The 17,129-nt window shown below is 49.0% G+C and carries 22 protein-coding genes; 14 read left to right on the plus strand and 8 right to left on the minus strand.

What is annotated here, in order from left to right; genetic code table 11:
• Nucleotides 1-114: 114 nt before the first annotated feature.
• The 3 genes from KME12_23420 to KME12_23430 all read right to left on the minus strand — a co-directional run bounded on the left by KME12_23420 (nucleotide 115) and on the right by KME12_23430 (nucleotide 1,501).
• A complete protein-coding gene (locus tag KME12_23420) occupies nucleotides 115-669 on the minus strand; it encodes a hypothetical protein (protein ID MBW4490734.1) in 555 nt (184 codons plus the stop codon).
• A gap of 17 nt (nucleotides 670-686) precedes the next feature.
• Nucleotides 687-1,172, minus strand: coding sequence for a hypothetical protein (locus tag KME12_23425; protein ID MBW4490735.1), 486 nt, complete (start codon nucleotides 1,170-1,172; stop codon nucleotides 687-689).
• Nucleotides 1,173-1,276: 104 nt separating this feature from the next.
• The gene (locus tag KME12_23430; protein ID MBW4490736.1) at nucleotides 1,277-1,501 is read right to left on the minus strand and encodes a helix-turn-helix domain-containing protein; all 225 of its coding nucleotides are present in this window, start codon (nucleotides 1,499-1,501) and stop codon (nucleotides 1,277-1,279) included.
• 146 nt (nucleotides 1,502-1,647) lie between these two features.
• On the opposite strand from KME12_23430, the gene KME12_23435 reads away from it, so the two are divergent.
• Genes KME12_23435 through KME12_23470 form a run of 8 tightly spaced genes read left to right on the plus strand, consistent with a single transcriptional unit; the run spans nucleotide 1,648 to nucleotide 4,087 of the window.
• Nucleotides 1,648-1,947, plus strand: a complete 300-nt coding sequence (locus KME12_23435; protein MBW4490737.1) for a hypothetical protein — start codon at nucleotides 1,648-1,650, stop codon at nucleotides 1,945-1,947.
• Nucleotides 1,948-1,979: 32 nt separating this feature from the next.
• Nucleotides 1,980-2,192 carry a hypothetical protein gene (locus KME12_23440; protein ID MBW4490738.1) on the plus strand — a complete coding sequence of 71 codons (213 nt, stop codon included), beginning with the start codon at nucleotides 1,980-1,982 and terminating at the stop codon, nucleotides 2,190-2,192.
• Between the two features lie 11 nt (nucleotides 2,193-2,203).
• Entirely contained in the window at nucleotides 2,204-2,470 is a 267-nt protein-coding gene (locus KME12_23445) for a hypothetical protein (protein MBW4490739.1), read from the plus strand.
• 2 nt (nucleotides 2,471-2,472) lie between these two features.
• Nucleotides 2,473-2,805, plus strand: coding sequence for a hypothetical protein (locus tag KME12_23450; GenBank protein MBW4490740.1), 333 nt, complete (start codon nucleotides 2,473-2,475; stop codon nucleotides 2,803-2,805).
• A complete protein-coding gene (locus KME12_23455; GenBank protein MBW4490741.1) occupies nucleotides 2,805-3,092 on the plus strand; it encodes a hypothetical protein in 288 nt (95 codons plus the stop codon). Before KME12_23450 ends, KME12_23455 begins: the two co-directional genes overlap by 1 nt.
• A complete protein-coding gene (locus tag KME12_23460) occupies nucleotides 3,089-3,610 on the plus strand; it encodes a hypothetical protein (protein ID MBW4490742.1) in 522 nt (173 codons plus the stop codon). The genes KME12_23455 and KME12_23460 overlap by 4 nt, the downstream gene beginning before the upstream one ends.
• 3 nt (nucleotides 3,611-3,613) lie before the next feature.
• A complete protein-coding gene (locus tag KME12_23465) occupies nucleotides 3,614-3,817 on the plus strand; it encodes a hypothetical protein (GenBank protein MBW4490743.1) in 204 nt (67 codons plus the stop codon).
• Between the two features lie 9 nt (nucleotides 3,818-3,826).
• Nucleotides 3,827-4,087: a hypothetical protein gene (locus tag KME12_23470; GenBank protein MBW4490744.1), complete on the plus strand. Its 261-nt coding sequence runs from the start codon at nucleotides 3,827-3,829 to the stop codon at nucleotides 4,085-4,087.
• Nucleotides 4,088-4,145: 58 nt separating this feature from the next.
• Here KME12_23470 and KME12_23475 read toward each other — a convergent pair whose 3' ends face one another.
• Complete coding sequence (locus KME12_23475; protein ID MBW4490745.1) at nucleotides 4,146-4,400, minus strand: helix-turn-helix domain-containing protein; 255 nt, start codon at nucleotides 4,398-4,400, stop codon at nucleotides 4,146-4,148.
• Nucleotides 4,401-4,514: 114 nt separating this feature from the next.
• Here KME12_23475 and KME12_23480 point away from each other — a divergent pair, with 114 nt between their 5' ends.
• A complete protein-coding gene (locus tag KME12_23480; protein ID MBW4490746.1) occupies nucleotides 4,515-5,180 on the plus strand; it encodes a hypothetical protein in 666 nt (221 codons plus the stop codon).
• 228 nt (nucleotides 5,181-5,408) lie between these two features.
• Here the strand turns inward: KME12_23480 and KME12_23485 are convergent, their stop codons facing one another.
• Entirely contained in the window at nucleotides 5,409-5,795 is a 387-nt protein-coding gene (locus tag KME12_23485) for a hypothetical protein (protein ID MBW4490747.1), read from the minus strand.
• A 264-nt stretch (nucleotides 5,796-6,059) separates the two neighbouring features.
• Here KME12_23485 and KME12_23490 point away from each other — a divergent pair, with 264 nt between their 5' ends.
• On the plus strand, nucleotides 6,060-12,332 hold the full coding sequence (locus KME12_23490) for a phage tail tape measure protein (GenBank protein ID MBW4490748.1): 6,273 nt from the start codon (nucleotides 6,060-6,062) through the stop codon (nucleotides 12,330-12,332).
• Here KME12_23490 and KME12_23495 read toward each other — a convergent pair.
• Entirely contained in the window at nucleotides 12,329-13,396 is a 1,068-nt protein-coding gene (locus KME12_23495; protein MBW4490749.1) for a type IV pilin-like G/H family protein, read from the minus strand. The two genes, KME12_23490 and KME12_23495, sit on opposite strands and share 4 nt — an antisense overlap.
• A 235-nt stretch (nucleotides 13,397-13,631) precedes the next feature.
• Between KME12_23495 and KME12_23500 the strand changes: the two genes are divergently transcribed.
• The 4 genes from KME12_23500 (at nucleotide 13,632) to KME12_23515 (ending at nucleotide 15,526) form a co-directional block, all read left to right on the plus strand.
• Nucleotides 13,632-14,165, plus strand: a complete 534-nt coding sequence (locus KME12_23500; protein ID MBW4490750.1) for a hypothetical protein — start codon at nucleotides 13,632-13,634, stop codon at nucleotides 14,163-14,165.
• A gap of 236 nt (nucleotides 14,166-14,401) precedes the next feature.
• Complete coding sequence (locus tag KME12_23505; protein ID MBW4490751.1) at nucleotides 14,402-15,142, plus strand: hypothetical protein; 741 nt, start codon at nucleotides 14,402-14,404, stop codon at nucleotides 15,140-15,142.
• Nucleotides 15,142-15,324, plus strand: a complete 183-nt coding sequence (locus KME12_23510; protein ID MBW4490752.1) for a hypothetical protein — start codon at nucleotides 15,142-15,144, stop codon at nucleotides 15,322-15,324. The genes KME12_23505 and KME12_23510 overlap by 1 nt, the downstream gene beginning before the upstream one ends.
• A gap of 19 nt (nucleotides 15,325-15,343) precedes the next feature.
• Nucleotides 15,344-15,526 (plus strand): hypothetical protein, encoded by a 183-nt coding sequence (locus tag KME12_23515; GenBank protein ID MBW4490753.1) that lies wholly within the window; start codon nucleotides 15,344-15,346, stop codon nucleotides 15,524-15,526.
• A 129-nt stretch (nucleotides 15,527-15,655) separates the two neighbouring features.
• Here KME12_23515 and KME12_23520 read toward each other — a convergent pair whose 3' ends face one another.
• Entirely contained in the window at nucleotides 15,656-16,138 is a 483-nt protein-coding gene (locus KME12_23520) for a MerR family transcriptional regulator (GenBank protein ID MBW4490754.1), read from the minus strand.
• Nucleotides 16,139-16,873: 735 nt separating this feature from the next.
• Nucleotides 16,874-17,101, minus strand: a complete 228-nt coding sequence (locus tag KME12_23525; protein MBW4490755.1) for a hypothetical protein — start codon at nucleotides 17,099-17,101, stop codon at nucleotides 16,874-16,876.
• Nucleotides 17,102-17,129 lie beyond the last annotated feature (28 nt).

Genomic DNA, 17,129 nt, shown 5'->3' on the forward strand with positions numbered 1-17,129 from the left:
AAAAAACGACAAGTTACCCGACACCACCCGACAGAAAAACCCCGCTATAAACTGGCGGGGCTTTTATTAGAAAATCAGATAAGTTTTAAGTGTTTTAGTATGTTGTATGAGAAGTTAAGAAGGGTTTGACCAGTATCCTTCTATCATGCTCTGACCATGTTCTGCTAGAAGATAGCTACAGTAGTCTTCCCATACTTGAGTGCTCCATCCATCTAGCGTCTTTAAATATCTTGGAATAGCTTTTTCGTGCTCGTACCGCGTATTCAAGAAACTCATTGGATAAGTGACTTCTGTGTGAGCAGGAATATTGTGTTTAGCCAGAAGTTCTAGCAACTCTAGTCCCTCAATTTTGCACATTCGAAGGTGTTCTATGACGTAGGAGAAGTTAGCAGGATCACTTTGATTTGCCACTACCACGATGCAGAAGCCAAGATATAGCGGGTTGTTGTGCCCTCCTGAAAAATAACCTTTAGAATTTGCATCCAGGATTGCCTGAGCTTGATTGTCTTCACGAACAAGACTTGTCCACCAGTCTGGAATAGGGCTTTCATCGAATCCATAGCCACTCATCACCCAAAATGTACCAACAATGCTTTTTCGCTGGTTCTCTAGCAAGGTGATTGCTCTAGTGCAGCTCGTGGTACCGATTCGCGGAAGTAATGCCCCCATGCTTGCCTCCTTTCCTGCTACTTAATATCAGCGATACCTTCGATCTGCTTTTGAAATGACTGCCAAAAGCCTTCCATTCCTCCGAAAGGAAAAGCAGAGAAGCCAGCGTCACCCAACAGCTTCTCTCTAAGAAACTTTTCCCACTCCGCTTGAGATCCGTATCCCTGGAGAGGATGGGTTTCAAAATCAGCAACTAATTGAGTAGCCACCAATTCTTTTTCTTTCAAAAATTCCATCATCTCGTTGAACGTACGAGGCCCCTCCCCGCTATAAGGGTCAGCGCTAGTTGTGCTCCACAAACTTACAAAAGCGGTCAGTTGCCCGATAGAGGCAGGCTCCCTAAACACGACCACAAAACTGCAACTAGATGATTGATTCATTGGATCGTCGTTTCGCACGACTGCTGCCACGCTGATTAAATGCTGGCGGTATTTTTGAATCAAATCTCTTAGAACAAGCGTGCCTACAGAGATGCCATCACCAAGTAAATGCACATTGAGCATTTTGGATTTCCTACTAGATTGCTTAACGTGACATCCCTGGTTATAGCCATCTCATGGCATCAAAATGCTTGCCCTTAATGTAGTTGTAATGCGATCGCCCCGCTTCAATTTTGTTGCAGATTTTCAACTTCAGTTGCTAGCTCTTCGAGGGTGCAATTTAATACTCTGCACAACACCAACATTTCTGTAGGTGTCAACTTTGGTGCTCTAGCACCCGTCTCCCAGTTGCTAACAGTCTGATCTGTTTTGCCTAAAGCTTGTGCTACCTGCCTTTGGGTCAAGCCTGCACGCTCCCGTAATCTCATAATTCGATTCCCGTCTGAACTCATTGCACCATAACTATAACAATAGTTATACAAATATAGTTGACCTTTATACAACGATTGTTGTAATCTAGAAGCATAGAGAAAGCGCCCCGGTCTGGACAACTGAAAGCGCTCCTCTATAAACCAATTCGCAAAGGTCTAACAGAATTATGCCTCAAACTCTTGTTGTAGAAAACACTTCAGCGATCGCTCCTTCCACTACTCCCTCTCAATCCGGTGAAGACGAGCGTGGCAGTGGTCGCATTTACTGCACACATCCCAACGCCATCAAGTATCCAGAGCACACCTACCGTGCGATCGCTCAAATCACTCACAAATCAGGCAAGCAAGCCACTGCTGATGTGGTGGTGCTCAATCCTTGTCTAGCTGCGATCGATAAGTGCCTTGATGTGGTGCTCGGTACTGGCTGGCATACCACTCAGTATCAATGGTGCGATGCACCGTTCTAGTTGAGAGGTAGGGCGATCGCAAGGTCGCCCCTATGACATCCAAGTACCCGCAACCGCAGTTCCGGTTATTCCACCGAGTCATCCACACCGGAAGTAGCGACGCGGGCACCATGCAAAGCGCTGGAACGATTTACGGCATTGTTCACAACCCAGAACACCATCAACCTGGCTTCTGGTATTACATCCACTTCGATGACGGCATTAACGACACAGATCTCGAAGCGAACCTTACAGCACTGGATTAAAGGATTTGGTCATGAATTTGAATTTAAGCGATCGCGTTAATCAACGAATCAGCGACAACGTAGAAACCTTGCAATGGCTAGGACAAGTTTTAGCCGAGATAGACGAGCTAGAAAAAATTGAGATCACTATTACAAGCAATGAAATCAAGGTGGTGTGCGCCGATGTGTTTCTTTGCGACCAGCTTCTAAGAATGGCAGTGGACGCAGGCTATCAAAGACTTGTCTCCGTGTGGGCTGGCTGTCACCACTACGGCAAGAACCATTTCAATCGGGGTTAGTCATGCAAAATATTCAATTCCCCTATCACGGCTGGGTCGTCAAAGTGACTCCCGAATCAGACGGTTGGACTGCACACATCCAGCATCCGCGCCAATTTGAGGACAACGAGTTTATTCCTTTAGCTCATCAATTCGATTGCGCCTCTGATGCCGTACAAGCCTGTATGTATTGGGCAGAAACAGCTACCGCACAATTGGCGATCCGCGAGTTTCTTAACGATGAAGAAGCTGGCGATCGCCTGAGTGCAGATGAAAGTTGCCGTCTATTCCTATCCATTGGGAGAGAGGCATGGCGCAAGAGAGTTCCTAGTAGGGCAGCAAAGGAGGCGCAGTGATGCACGAAATCTTCACCCCAGAGGACAAGCGCTTCTACGAATGGATTTCACTAATCAGAGAGCCGCAAGGTGTGAGAGTTCAGATTCTCAACGAGCTGATTGAAGTTCACGTTGGCGACAAGTACCAAGCCGGAGAGCTATGGCGTGCTCTACCCATTCTCAAGCTAGGCCAAGGTTCACTGAAGCATGTGGATCTCTGGATAGGCAAAAGACTGTATCTCTACACCCGTCACCGATTGACGCTAGACGACATTGCTATAAAGCCACCAAAGAGGAAGAAGCCATGAATCTCACAGAAATCATAAAGCAGAAGCTCGTGCTAAAAAATTTCAAATGTTTCCTTTCCATAGACCTCAGCTTAAATAGGCTCGAAATTTCATGCAACTCACTGGAGGATTGCGATCGCCTCATTGAAGACCCTTTTCTCGACAATATGGTCAAGGGAGCCAACGAAGTAGGTTTTGAGGAAATAGACATTAATTGCGGTAGGGAGTTGATTCAATCCCTCCCCATACGAATGCTGCTGGATTACGACAAATCAATGCCCTTGTTTGATCACTTCTTTTTCAAGATGGTGGGTTCAATCAAGGAGCCGCAGAAAATCAAAATTGAGGTCAGGGAAGGGATTGTAATTGTGCGGTTGTGGTCTGACGAGGAAGATGTGGCAGAGCGAATTTGGCGAGAATATTGCGGTGCTTTTTGGCTCACTGGCTACTACCTAGAGATCTGGTCGGGGGATCACCAATATGCCACTTCAAAGCTCCTTTTTAAGGTCAAAAAAACCCAATCCACAGAGGGGGCATGAAGTATGGATAGCAGGTTTTTGAAATGGCTTACCCTCGTAAGGCCAACTTCTGATGTTGTCCCAGCACCCGATCGCTACATCGTCTACACAGATTGCGTTGACGAAGCTGATGACCTCTGGCGATCGCGCTATCTACTTGGCAAGCCGTTAGAGATCATCATCGGTCGTCGCTATACCCCTAGCGTTGAACTCCAGAAAACTTGGTAAAGGTGCAACATGCGAACCAAAATTAAAGCCATTTGTATTCGCCTACCACCTGCCATTCATAAACCTAAATTCCGTTTCTGGCAACGAGTGAGAATTGATGACCAGTGGGATGACTACGGGGTGATCGTCGGCATGGATTACGTCACTGAGTTAGGTTTCAGCAAAGCCGATTGTGGCTGGTGGTACTCAATCGAGCTAGACGAGAGTATTCCTCATAAGCGATTGGAGCCTATCAGGAGTGCTGCGGAAGCAGACCTAAAAGCTTTATAGTTCCATCGCTGAATTCGTACCCTTGTGGCCCACTTCTCTGAGGTGGGCTTTTTGCTGGCTATGGGTTGCGATCGCCTGCTTTTCTCCCTGGTTTCTTACGCTTTTGTTCAATGCGTGACACATCAATAGCCTCAGAGAATTCCTCCAAAGTGCATTGATAAGCCGCTAACACCTGCATCATTTCTCTTGGTTCTAGCTTGGGAATAGATCGCCCTGCCTCCCAATTGCGGATAGTGCCGCTCGATTTGCCGCAGCTTTCGGCTATCTGCTCAGCTGTTAGTCCCGCCCTCTGCCTGAGTTCTTCGATATTCATTAAATCTTTAATCATTAATTGATTGACAATTAAAAAATATCATAGTAATTTAGATACATGCAAACAAACCGCATCGCTTCAAGCGGTTTTCACCACACGCAGAGGTTTTTCACAATGCAACTCTCCACCATCAAGTCTCAAGTTCTCGCTACCCTCGCAGCTTCCACTGCTTCCCAAGTTAAAGACTGGGCTGAGTGTCACGGCTTGAATGTTGACCTCCGCACAACGGCTGGCTGGCAGCAAGTGTTAGAGGCGATCGCGGTTCAGTTAAAGCCCGCAGCAGACAAAGCGATCGCAACTGTCAAAGAAGCTGCTGTAGCGGTACATAATGCCGACTACGAACAACTCAAGCAAGACGCTTGCGACAAGGCGCTACAGCTCAAGGTTGCAGCTGTGGATGGAGCACTTGATGCCCACGCGATTCTCAAGCAGCATTGGGGGCCAGCACTTCGCCTGACTTGGGATGTATCTAGATTGATTGCACTTTGGACTGCGATCGCGGCTATTTATTGCCTCCGAGCAGGGCAACAGGTTCGGACCTGTGTGGATGAACTGGAGTACAGCGGAATGAGGCCGCATCAGATTGCATGGTTCTTTGCTAAGCCGCTGGTAAAGAGGGTGCGTAAGCTGGGCTACGTGATGCGCGATCGCCTTCAAGTTTGGGTGCTAAACAAACTGGCTGAAGTCAAGCGCCTAGCTCGGTTGCGGAAAGTTCGCGAAGCCGTAGCTTACGCAGCAGTTGGTTTTATAGGCGTTGCTGCTACTAGCCTGATCGGCTAAAAGTTTCGGGGGTGGAAGACCACCCCTTCTTGCCCGATCGCTCTAACCCTGTTCCGTCAGAAGTTGGGCGATTGCTACGACAGGCAGCGAGTTGAATCAACTTCCATTCCATTTTTAAGGATGGATGAACTGCGTCAAAAGTGCGTCAAGGCTGTGTCAGAAGTGCGGCAAAATCAATAACAGAAGCCGATGAAAGCGGATTCATACCCCATTGGTCCTAAAGGTGCGTCAAGAGTGCGTCAGAAGTGCGGCAAAATCTACAGTGCGGCAGTTTTGCCATACGGCGATGGCGCGGATTAGCTCGGTTTGAAAGACTTGCGGCAAGTGTGCGACGGTCACGCGACAGGATGCCGTAACCACGCGACAAGGGACGCGACCGCAGGCGTTAGGTATGGCGCAAAGAGAAGCCTGTCGCTGTCGCGCTTCGGGAAGCGCCTGTCGCAAGGTGCGGCAAAAAGTGCGGTAATCGCTGGCGCAGAAGTGCGGCAGGAAGGTGTTAGGTATGGCACAAAAACGAACTGGCGCGATCACATTTTGGGGAGCCAGTGCGGAACAAGTTGCGGCAGCGAAACAACGGCGGCTGATTGTGGCAGGGGGTGCCAAAAGGTGACTCATGCGGCTGATTACTGCGATCGCAACCTGGGATATGTGACAGACTGTGCCAATAAGTGCTGATTGGTGGCAGTGGGTGCTGCGACGTGTGAGTACGTAATCAAGATGGCAGATTGTGTGCGTTGCCCTGCTGACGATCGAGCCAACCCACACGCAGCTAATTAGAACCTGACTATCCGGCAACTGAAGACTCTAGCTTTTCTACAGTCGCCACGCCTTGCTCTCGTGATCGGGAACAGTGAAGGGTAGAGTCACCCAGCGATCGTAATGGCAGAAGCTACCGCAGAGATTAGATTTAAGGCTTCAGACAACGGCTTTAGTGACACCATTGAGCGTGGCGTTAAAGCCATGACGGGGCTGTTCAAGTCTTCTGATGCAGTGGCGGCTGGATTAGGGCGCGTCCAAAAGGTCGCAGGGGGCACAGCTTCTCAAGTTGCTTTAGGGTCTGAGCAGGCAGAAAAACTAGCAGCGAACCTTGGCAAGGTCGGTGTTCAAGGACTCAAGGTTGCTACAACATTCAGTAACTTTTTGGATATCAAAGGCTATTTTGATATTGCGGCCAAGGGAGTCGCCGGGATTGCTGCGTCACTCGATCGCCTCCCTCAGACTACGGCGCTAGGTGAGGCGATCGGGGTTGATACCTCCTCTATTCAACAGTTTCAACAACTGGGTGAAGCGCTGAAATTTAACCAGCAGGAGCTGGATAGTTTTGCTATTAGTGCGGTTGCTCGCCTAACTCAGTTTGAAGAGAGTCTAACTCGTGTTGGGACCATCCTGCGATCGGACACTCGGATGGATGGGTTAGGCAATAGTGCTCGTGCCAACACCGAGGAGCTACAGAAGAACGGCGGCGCGGTTCAAGACTTGGTAAATGGCCCACTCAAAAATGCTGTTACTTCCACCTCTGCTCTCGCGGGTCAGTATGAAGTTCTGTCAGGCGGGTTTACTGATGCCAACTCTTCTCGCCAAGTCCTAGAGGCGGGTCTAAAGCTTTCGGTTGTGGGTCAAGCCGAGTCAGGTTCTACCTTACGATTGCTGGTTAAAACTTTACAAGCTTACAAACTAGAAGCGGGCGATGCGGGCAGGGTCGCGTCGGTCCTGAACGGCATCGTAGATCAAGGTATCACTACTGTTCCAGAGCTGACCAACAACTTTGGACAAACGGCGACGGTAGCCAAAGAAGCAGGGGTCAAGCTTGAGGAGTTGGGTGGTGCGGTCGCGGTTCTTACCACCAAGGGTACAACGACCGATACAGCCCTAACCGGGATTGAGTCACTGTCCCGAATTATCATCGATAAAACCCCACAGGCAGCAGCAGCGCTGGCTAACTTGCGCGACGAATCCGGCAAGCCCATCAAGTTTGACATTGCCGAGATTAAGGCCAAGGGTTTAGTTAAGGCATTGCAAGACCTGAACAAAGCGACAGGTGGCAATGCTCAAGCGTTGGCCAACATCATCCCTGAGTCGCTGGCATACAGTACCGCCCTCGGTTTGATGGCAAATAATGCCAAAGATTTTGAAGCGGTTACGGTCAAGCTAGGCCAGAATACGTCCAAGTCATTAGAGGAAGTATTCGGTATCAGCCTCGGAAACCGAGCTAAAGACTTTGAGCGCATCGTTAATAAGTTTGGCGAACTGCTGATTAAGATTGGTCAAGGTGTTGCGCCATCGTTTCAGGGCGCGATCGATTTTCTGGACAATCTTGCAACTGCTTTTAACTCCCTGCCAGAGCCCATCAAGGTTGGCATTGGTCAATTAGTCGCCGCCCAAATTGCTACTAGAGCATTCATGGGTGCGGGACAAGCTGCGATCGCAACTATCTTCGACCTCGGTAAAGCCTACCTCACCAACCGCGTGATTGCTCTGGCGTTCACGGGGCAACTGGGTCAAGAGCTGGAGGTAATGAAAGCGCTGATTCAGCAGCGCAAGGGATTGTTGGCAGTTGGCTTGCAGGCGTTTGGCTTCGACCAGCGATCGCGCCTCAGTGTCACCGAAACCACCGCAGCCCTACTCCAACAAACTGAGAAGACCACTGTACTGGGCAAAGCCAAAGAGCAGTTCAGCAAACTCTTCACCAAAGAGAACGCAGAGACGGCCAAGAATACTGCTGCCACTGTCGCCAATACCGCAGTAACGACAGCCAGTGCGATCGCTGAAAAGGCAATGAATTCTGAGTTAGGTAAAAAAGCTCAGAACCTGGCATCAAACAATAGTCTCTTGCAAAAAGCCGCCGAAGCAGCCCAAGCGTTTAAGGATAAAGCAACACAAAAACTAGACGACTTTATTGGAGGTGGGGGCAAGTCTCCGGTAGATAAAGCCAAAGAGACCGCTTCACAAGTGGCAGAGCAGGGTAAGCAAATTGCCCAAGATGTTGCAGCCCAAGCTCAATCTGTGGCTCAAGATGCGGTAAAGCAGGGGCAACAGGCAGCGGAGCAAGTCACCCAAAAAGTTCAGGACACTGTAGGACGCGCCAAGCAAGTGGTTCGCGATCGCGCCTCAGATGGCATTATCACCATCGACGTGGAAGCGGTTCCGGTTGTAGACGATCGCAAAGCCCTCCCTCAACCCAAGCAATCGCTCCCGGTTGAGATTGAACCTGTGGCTATGAAGCCGTTGGCACTGCCTCCTGCCAAGAACGCGCAGGATATGACCTCAGCTTTGGTGGTGCAGTCAACGGCGATCGAGGCTCAATCTCTCGCCACAACAAAGGCCACGACTTCTCAGCTAGCCAAGAACACAGTCACGGCACAGGGTGCGATCGCGGAAGGGGCAGAAACGGCAGCGATCGCGCAAAATACCACAGCCAAGACAGTTAACCAAGTAGCCGAAAGCAACCTGATTAAAACTCGACTCTTTGGCAAAGAGGTCGCGTTTGCTTCAACCGGGATCTTTGGTGGACTCAATAAGCTGCTGTTGACTGAGATTCCCTTGCGGCAATTGCTGACGACTCAGATTGCGGCGAATACTACGGCATTGGCGGCTAACAACGCAGCTAGCAAAGGAGTGGCGATCGCCAAAGGTATTGCCACAGGTGCAATGGGTCTATTCTCTGGGGCAGCTAGTGGTGCTACTGCGGCAATGGGCGCTTTGTGGGTAGCAGCGGGTCCAGTGATTATTGCTGCTGGAGCGTTGGCCGCAGCAGGCGCGTTGCTGTTTGACCAGTTTTTTGGCGCTAGTGCTGAAGCTCGCAAGTATGCCAAGTCTTTAGATGGAGTCTTGGCCCAAGATGACAAACTTCGAAAAAGCTTTAATCAAACTGTTGAAGTTCAGAAAGAAAACAGGAGTTTCTTTGGCGACTTAGGTAAGGCGATCGCCGGGGTTGGAAACAACATTGACTCGTTTGCGGAAAAAACGCCAGGACTAAATCTAATCAAGGGTTTTGGTGATTTTATTGTAGGAATCCCTGAGAACTATGACGCAATGAACAGGCAGATGCCTGCAATCGAAGCGTTTGGGAAGGTGACTGATAGAACCTATGACAAAATCATTGACACCACAAAAGCAAATCAATCTCTAAGTAAGGGATATTTGCTCACTGAAGAAACTAACGCTAAGTTGCGAGCAGGCATGTCTTTGACTGTTGATGACATGTCCAAAGAGCAACAGGTATTTGAGCAGCGCAAAAAAGTTAATGATGAATACCTGTCAGGTTTAGAACAGGCCATTCAAAAAGAGAAAGACCCAGGCAGGCAGGCAGCGCTGCAAGCTCAAATTGAGAAGCTGAAAGACCAGACTAGTGCTTTAAAGGATAACTTCGAGGCTAATAAAAAGTACATTGAGCAGCAGGAAAAACTAAAACAAACGTTGATCTTGAATGCTAACGTTGCCACTACGCCTGGGACGCAGGGAGGGAATCCAGTTCAAACCTCGCTCAATAAGCAGTTGCAAGCGGCGGAGGTTGCACTCAAGGATCACCAAAGTTCGGTAAACAAAAATCTTCAAGAGGATCAAGACAAGCTACGTGCCGATTCCTCTGCCTATCAAGAAGCTGTGTTGGCGGCATTTAGTCAAGACGCTATTACAGCGGAAGATGCGATCGCCAAATTAAAGCTGGCACTTGATGACACCGTTACCGTTGGCAATGTAACTGGCAGCTATTTAGATCCAGAACAGCGCATAGCTGGGTTAAAGCAAATCGCAGAACTACAGGCGAAAGCTACCGAGCGGGACAACGCTGCAATCAATGTTGAGATTGAGAAATCAAAAACACTAGGGCAAGCCAAGGTAAAAACCGCTGAGGAAACCGAAACCAAGGTTATTCAACTTGAGCTTCAAAGCGATCGCAACCGACTAGGTTTAATTGGAAAGCAGATTGCGACTTACCAAGAAGGCAATCTCAGACGAGTTGAATTAGAACAACAAGCGTCAATTCTACGCACCCAGATTCAGGCTAAAGAGTTCGCTCAAAGCGATCGCCTAACCGAGAACCAATTTAAAAAGCAGCAGGAGCAAGCGTCAATTAATACTGTTCGCTTACAAATCAGGCGGGCACAGGGACGCATCTCTGAGCAAGGTTTAGCTGATGAGACATTCAAAATCCAGCAGGATCTAAACCTTAAGCAACAGGAGATGTTGCAAAAACAAATTGACGCTCGTAAGGCTAAAAACTTTGAGGCAAAGGATCTAGAGAAGGAATTAGCCAGAGTTCAGTTGGAACAACAAAAAGCTGCTGCTGAACAAGAACAGCGGTTATTTGAGCGCCGCATAGAACAACGTAAACAAGCAATCGCGAACTTGGCAGCAATGCAAATTCAACAGCTAGAGCGCCAAGCCTCTGGTATTGATACTAGGTCGAAGGAGATTCAGTTAACGCAGGAGCTAAAGGATAGTCGCAATGGTGTTGCCCAAGCTGAAGCCTCAGCCCAAGAATCTCAGATCCAGAATCAAATTAGGCTAACAAAAGACTCTGAGAAGAGAGCAGGCTTAGAAGTAGGGCTTGCTGAAACACGCCTTGCGAACTTGGCGCGATCGCAAGCTTTTGAGCAGGAGTCGCTGAAAACTCAAGCTCAAATCAAGCAACTAGAAATTGATAGGGAGATCATTCAGAACCGAATCGCTCAGGTCGAGAACCAAAGAAACATTGCTACGACTCAGCTAGAAATCATCAGGGCAAAGCGTGACGGTAAATCAGCAGAAGAGTTAGAGGCTCTTAACTTACAACTATCGGCACTGCAACAGCAGGGATCTTTGAATATCCAGCAGAGCCAGTTTTTGGAGAAGTCAAAACAACAACAATCCGAAATTGCTGTAAATGCCGAGAGGCGACTGGCAATTGAACAGCAAGTGGCAAGAGCTGGCGGCGAAGTTGACATTAGACTAGCTCAGCAAGCGTTGGCCGAAGAACAACGAAATAAAGCCCTAGAACGTCGGCTGAAGCTTCTTGAGCGCCAGCAGCAACAGACTGAGAACTACGCTCGTGAAGTGGAGCTACAAGGGCAAGTGGAGCAGGGTAGAGCCGATACTCTATCAAAGGCGGCTGAACGTCAAAATCAGTTACTAGAACAACGCAAAGCGATCGCCCAGTCAGTATCCAACCTAACTCAAGGTGAGTTGCAGATTGCGATCGACACTGAAACCAACGAGACACGCAGGGCGAAACTGTCAGAAACAGTAGCAGCAATTCGCTTACAATCTGCACGCCAGCAACAAGAGCTAGAGCGCCAGTCTTTAGAATTGCAAATCCAACAGAATCAGGCTGCGTTGGAGAGAGAAAAGATTCAAAACCGCATCGGCAAGGCAAACAACTTAGCTCAACTCGCGTCAGCTCAAGCCGAGTTAGCTAGAGTACAGTCCGACAAAGCCGCTACGCCAGAGCAAGTTAGAGCCGCGCAGCTTGGCATCCAGGCTCGACTGGAAGAGGGTGCGGCGCTTGAGGTAGGTGCAGCGCAGTTAGACGTGCAAGGAAGGCTGAACACTCAGGACGCTGCATCACAGCGGCAACGCCTCGCTAACGAGCAAACACTGGCAGAGGATCAAGCAAGACTGGATCTAGCTCAAAATATTCGTAGGCCACGCGATCGCAAACGGGCACTCAGAAACCTTCGAGATGAATCACTCGCATCTGTGACGGGTGGCTTGACGGGCAGAAATGCAATTGGACAACTGGAGCAATTTAATCGCGCTATTGTTGCTCAAGAATTTGGAGTAGGGGCGGGTGCTACATCTTCGCTAAATCTACTGCCAGCGATCGCCCCTAACCAAGCCGCTGCAACCTCCGTGGATTTCGACACTATCAGGAAGAACTTCCTCGCTCGAATGCAAGAGTTCGTTGTTCCTACTCCAACTATTCAAGCGCCAAGCCTAAAAGCTCCAGGTGTAGGAGGGGCACCTGCGGGAGCAAGTAGTGGGGCAGCGGCGATCGCGACTGGGGAGCAATCGGTAACTATCCAAGTTGGTGGCATCTCGATTGTGAATCAGTTTACGGGTGCTGATGTGGATCAAGGCAAAGCTGCATCGCAAACAGAGCAGGGGGTTCGTAAAGCCCTCAGCGGCATCCTAGATAAAGCTGAGCAGTCAGGTAGGAGCAGAGGGCGATTCTAATCCTCCGGTATTTCAATAGAGCCAGATGGACATGTTAGTTCGCCATCAGCTACTTGAGGCGGCGTGGGCGGCGTTTTAGAGGGTTGCTCACTTTCACACAAAATTCGCTTACCTATTCCCTCACCACTGGGAGCGAACAATGCCCCTGCATAACTTCTTAATGCATTGTTCTTGCTCGATCCAGTAACCACGACCTTGGTAGGATCTTCAATAGCAATATTAAAATCGTAATCTTCTGAATTAGGCTCAACGCCCAACCCTAGTTCACTTACACTTGAAGCGAACTGAGTCTTGGTTAGCATTTGGGTCTGTTGCCCCAGCACCACCGCTCTAACAAAACTCTGTCCAGCTAATTGTTTTTGAGCCAAAAGCTCAGATTTTGCCCCTGCCAGAATTTCTCGCTCAGAGACGTAAATAGGCCTTTTAAGAATTACTTCATATAATCCAGTGGCACTACTCCCTTCGCCGCTTGTTGCCCGACGAGCAGATGCTACTTCCCATCCGGATCTACCTAGCAACTGCATTTGAGACGAGAAATCCGTATCATCAATACCTTCAACCCTGTATTCCCACTGAACAGCAGGAGGCTTTTTGGGCGCAAAAATATTAGCCGTAGTCGCCAGCAAAATCCCTAGTAAAAGAACTGAGTTCACCACAGGAAGCACATCTAGCGATCGCACTCTATCTAAAAGGCCAAAGCGAGAACTAGTAGGACTTTTAACGCTGCTGACGGCTTCTTGCAAACCAACTGCATTGGAGGGTGGTGCATCACCTAGGCTTAGATTCTCTCTCCATTTAGGTGTATTACTGCCGATCGCCTGCCCCTTAATGATTACCCGCTTGATTGGTTCGGCCCCTAGCCCTGCCATCCCTTTACGAATGTAATCAGTGACCATTTGGTGATCCGGTACTGACTGAGATTCTGCAACCAGCATCAAACAATCGCCAGAAACACTCGCCTTAATTTTGATACCCTTGGGCGATAGTGAACGGTTCATTAAGTCAGCGATCGCTTGTGGGTCGCCTTGCTTAGCTCGCTCTAGGGGGGTGGTTTGCTGAGTCATTTTGGGTTTAGTGGAGGCTATCCAAACCTACCCATAGAGATACGCAATCGCACGTGTTTTTAGTTTTCTTTTCTAAAAGTTTACGTTTGGGTAGACAGGCGGAAGTCTTGATCTTTACAAGAAGTTCGCATGGAAGCGTCCATATTATTGGCTTAATAAAATCTGAGGTTGTTAAAGATATTTTTGCAAGCTTTCGTCCCATACTCCATTGCCAAGGGATTAACTGGAGTTTGGTATGGATCTAAAAGATTTAAAGAACCTAAATGAATTGCGCGAGAACGCTGAGGCTGTGGCAAAGACTGGGGCGGGGGCAGCAGCTGCCGTGAGTGCTGCTACTGGGCTGACAGTTGCAGCAACCTCAGGCGCTGGAATTACTTCAGGACTTGCGGCAGCAGGAGGCGTAGTCGGTGGTGGAATGGCTGCTGGTCCCGCTGTATTAGCGGCTGGCCCCGCAGCGATTGGGGCGCAAATCATCAATAACACGGTCTGGAGGGATGAGCCTGGACTGTCTAGCGAAGAACAGGACGCGCGCGCAGCAGCACGACAAGCTACAGGAATGGGGGCAGCGGTCGGGGTTGCTGGAGTTGGGGCAGCAACTGTAGCAGGTGGTGCATCTGGTGCGGCAATTATGAGCACACTTGCAACTGTTGGCGGTGTAGTCGGTGGTGGGGCGATCGCGGGTACGGCTATAGCCGCACTGGCTCCTATTGCAGTAGCTGGGGCAATTGGATACGGCGCATACAAGTTTTTCGGCGGCAAAGACAGATAGTAGTTTTACAGTTTTTATTGAACGCTACGCTCGCTTGAAAGCTGTAGGCGTAGCGTTTTGCTGGCTTTGATAAGTACGCTCACTACCCCTGACATCTGCCCTATCCTCTGGACTGTGAAAGTAAATCCTACTCACTGCGATCGCCCCCGCCTAGAGTTCACCATCTCTTCACGACCTAGGTGATGATTTTCCTCTCGACAGCGGGGATTTTAAACAAGGCATCTTTCGGAAAATTCATGCTCAAATCCCTACGCAGAACCGTTGCTCTCTCCGTGGCATTCATTCCTCTCGCCGTCAGCCTCCCCGGAGTTGCGATCGCTGAAGAAAGGAAGGTTTACACCTCCGCAGAAGGGTACGACGTTTATATTGACTCAGCCACCATCATTTTCAATGGCAGCATTCGAGAATTTGTGCAGAAGAATGTGCCTTGGGAAGGCAGTATGGTCACTATTTTGGAGCAATCAGTTAACTGCTCAACTGATGAAATCGCCACCAAGAACACTAGGAGAGAAAACCTGGCGGGTACAGTTACGAGCTCATCGGGTCGCGTCGGGCAATTTCGACGACCGAAGGCTGGTACTGAAGAATTTTTGGTGGAAGTGATTTGCGGATTAGAGCAGCCTTCAACGGGTGCTAGTGACTCTAAATCAGGTGTGAGAGCAAGAGTGAGCGATCGGACTTCTGGTTTTAATTCCACTCTCGGTGCTGGTTACTCACCCGTTGCCAATCGCTTCGATCCTCCCATCTGCTTCATGCAGAACCAAACGGGGCAGATGTTTGACCTCACAGGTCTTTGCGGTTCAGTAGGTAGCCCTGTTACAGCAAGCTTTAGCTCTGGTGGATTTGGCGGTAACTCAGTCGGTAATAGTTCTAGTGGCGGCGCTGGCAGTGGGCCTTGTGATACGCCTGATGACGTTGACTCCGCAGGTCGCCGTTGTGGTGCTAGGGCCGCTAGCGAGAGAGCAGGGGGACGTTAGTGTTACCAATTGCAATGTGGCAGATTGCTTGTATTGCGGTGCTGGCGATCGCTTTTTTCATTGCTAAGGCATCCAAAAATCTAGCTCTTTGGGTGACAGCGTTCTTGCTTCTAGGTGCTTATGTTTTCTATTGGGCACATAAGTTGCTGCAAATATTTATGTCTATCGCTAATCCAAGCTAAAGCCTTTAGGGTGCTCACTATGACTAAAGCAATGAAACGAACCTTGATCGCATTCGTGCTACTACTGCCGATCGCAACGCTGCCAACTTGGGGGAAGTGGATTTGGCCGCAGTGGTTTCCAGAGCAAGTTTGTATTCTGCCAGCTCCCGACGGCACGGTCAGCAAAGCCCAAGGCGCTGCTTGCACAGGCACAAGTCTTTAAAGCAAAACCCCCGATCTTGATGGTCAGGGGTTTTCTCATTTTGGGGAAAGTGAAGGATGAGGGTTAGAAGCGATCGCCGACAACTAGAGTTTTCAGTCTGTTGATTACTTTAGTTGCCTTGCTAGGCGTTTAATTAGCCAGTGCTAGAGGCGTTCCTTGAATTCGCTTCTCAAAATCTAGGACTTGATGCTTTTCAGCCTCTCTTCTCAGGTCTGAAATAACTTCCCCGATTTTTCCAATTTCATGAATGACAATTTGCCCTTTGTTCTTGCCTGACGCTTTTAGAACCATCGTTCCAAAGCTTTCCCAATCCTCAATCAGATATAGCTCGGCATCAACAAATATCAGATTGCAGTTGAAGAGCGATTGCTCGTAGTTGCGAGACTTAAGAAAAGCAATCACTGTCCGAATTTCTTGAAGGGAAAGCTTTTCCCTTAATCTGCTGATGACCTTCAGCTCAATAATTTGGCCTACTGAGTAAACCACCCGAGGCCGCTTTGAAGCGCCAATTCTTTGTGGCTTAACTAGTCCTGTTTCGTCTAGGTAGCTCAATCGTCCTGAAGTTATGCCAGTTATTGAAAGAGCCTCCTGCCTGGTAAATCCGCTAATCATGACGACTACCCAATCTTAGTGAACCTATCTATCCAATTCAATCTTACATTTGTAAGGTTAAATGCCGCATCAGTGCCAAGGTTGTAAACGAAACTAGAAAAATACTCATTTATCGATCTTTTTTCTAACTAATATTAGGAAAGAGTAGCTATAATCTAAAAAGCAAGCCCCCGATGGCTTCAACATCAGGGGCTTGACTTCTAAAAGGAGGTAAACATCATGGCTCAACGCCAGACTAGTGCAAAAGCTGCTAAAGCTGCTTCTAAAGTTCTGCGTAGCAAGAGTGCGAGCAAGGCTGCAAAAACTGCGGCTGCTTCTGCTCTCTCACAACGTGCTCCTAGGAAGTAGTATACTCCGCCCTCCCTTGGGGGTTTATCTCAGTTAGTGCCAGAGACTTGTAATCTGGACTGCTGATACCAGCGATCGCCGCACTACTGAGTTAATCAAGTGTTTGGCGATCGCTGGCCTATTGCACAAAAAAGAACCAGGGCTGTACACCGCTGGTTCCGTAGTTAATCAACTAGGCCTATTATGTCAAAAAAGAAGTTCACTTTTTCCCAGGCAAGCAAAGCTGGGAGCGAATTGCGCGATGATTCACTTAGCTTCCTCGCTAGATCGAACGCTGGATACATTCTGGCCTCTTGGAGATGGCAGATGAAAACGAAAACGGCATAGAACCTTTGCCTAAGTGAATTAGAGAGCCCTGGCCTGCGCTGGGGCTTTTGTGTTTGAGAATTAGTCCAAGGTGAGGCGATCGCTCTTCTTCAATACATCCCAGCCCAGCCGTTTAATTTGCCGCATGGCTCCAGTCTGCCAAAGCGCCCCTTCAATCAACTCGGCAAACGCTTTTAAGTGACTACCTCTGAATTTGATGATTTCCTGCAACTCAGATTCGCTCAAGCTGCTAACCGTCCCCCACTCTTCTGGGCTGGGGTAGTGATCGTAGATGGGTAATTGCTTCATGGGCGATCGCCTGCTTCCTTCAAATCAG

This window comes from Trichocoleus desertorum ATA4-8-CV12, from assembly GCA_019358975.1.
In the GTDB taxonomy this organism is placed as follows: Bacteria; Cyanobacteriota; Cyanobacteriia; order FACHB-46; family FACHB-46; genus Trichocoleus; species Trichocoleus desertorum_A.

What these genes read in the sequence shown, in the direction of transcription:
- KME12_23515 (MBW4490753.1), top strand. Translation starts at nt 15,344, where the DNA reads ATGACTAAAGCAATGAAACGAACCTTGATCGCATTCGTGCTACTACTG.
- KME12_23500 (MBW4490750.1), top strand. Translation starts at nt 13,632, where the DNA reads ATGGATCTAAAAGATTTAAAGAACCTAAATGAATTGCGCGAGAACGCT.
- KME12_23445 (MBW4490739.1), top strand. Translation starts at nt 2,204, where the DNA reads ATGAATTTGAATTTAAGCGATCGCGTTAATCAACGAATCAGCGACAAC.
- KME12_23435 (MBW4490737.1), top strand. Translation starts at nt 1,648, where the DNA reads ATGCCTCAAACTCTTGTTGTAGAAAACACTTCAGCGATCGCTCCTTCC.
- KME12_23440 (MBW4490738.1), top strand. Translation starts at nt 1,980, where the DNA reads ATGACATCCAAGTACCCGCAACCGCAGTTCCGGTTATTCCACCGAGTC.
- KME12_23505 (MBW4490751.1), top strand. Translation starts at nt 14,402, where the DNA reads ATGCTCAAATCCCTACGCAGAACCGTTGCTCTCTCCGTGGCATTCATT.
- KME12_23450 (MBW4490740.1), top strand. Translation starts at nt 2,473, where the DNA reads ATGCAAAATATTCAATTCCCCTATCACGGCTGGGTCGTCAAAGTGACT.
- KME12_23420 (MBW4490734.1), bottom strand. Translation starts at nt 669, where the DNA reads ATGGGGGCATTACTTCCGCGAATCGGTACCACGAGCTGCACTAGAGCA.
- KME12_23465 (MBW4490743.1), top strand. Translation starts at nt 3,614, where the DNA reads ATGGATAGCAGGTTTTTGAAATGGCTTACCCTCGTAAGGCCAACTTCT.
- KME12_23495 (MBW4490749.1), bottom strand. Translation starts at nt 13,396, where the DNA reads ATGACTCAGCAAACCACCCCCCTAGAGCGAGCTAAGCAAGGCGACCCA.
- KME12_23520 (MBW4490754.1), bottom strand. Translation starts at nt 16,138, where the DNA reads ATGATTAGCGGATTTACCAGGCAGGAGGCTCTTTCAATAACTGGCATA.
- KME12_23430 (MBW4490736.1), bottom strand. Translation starts at nt 1,501, where the DNA reads ATGAGTTCAGACGGGAATCGAATTATGAGATTACGGGAGCGTGCAGGC.
- KME12_23525 (MBW4490755.1), bottom strand. Translation starts at nt 17,101, where the DNA reads ATGAAGCAATTACCCATCTACGATCACTACCCCAGCCCAGAAGAGTGG.
- KME12_23490 (MBW4490748.1), top strand. Translation starts at nt 6,060, where the DNA reads ATGGCAGAAGCTACCGCAGAGATTAGATTTAAGGCTTCAGACAACGGC.
- KME12_23480 (MBW4490746.1), top strand. Translation starts at nt 4,515, where the DNA reads ATGCAACTCTCCACCATCAAGTCTCAAGTTCTCGCTACCCTCGCAGCT.
- KME12_23460 (MBW4490742.1), top strand. Translation starts at nt 3,089, where the DNA reads ATGAATCTCACAGAAATCATAAAGCAGAAGCTCGTGCTAAAAAATTTC.
- KME12_23470 (MBW4490744.1), top strand. Translation starts at nt 3,827, where the DNA reads ATGCGAACCAAAATTAAAGCCATTTGTATTCGCCTACCACCTGCCATT.
- KME12_23475 (MBW4490745.1), bottom strand. Translation starts at nt 4,400, where the DNA reads ATGAATATCGAAGAACTCAGGCAGAGGGCGGGACTAACAGCTGAGCAG.
- KME12_23425 (MBW4490735.1), bottom strand. Translation starts at nt 1,172, where the DNA reads ATGCTCAATGTGCATTTACTTGGTGATGGCATCTCTGTAGGCACGCTT.
- KME12_23455 (MBW4490741.1), top strand. Translation starts at nt 2,805, where the DNA reads ATGCACGAAATCTTCACCCCAGAGGACAAGCGCTTCTACGAATGGATT.
- KME12_23485 (MBW4490747.1), bottom strand. Translation starts at nt 5,795, where the DNA reads ATGAGTCACCTTTTGGCACCCCCTGCCACAATCAGCCGCCGTTGTTTC.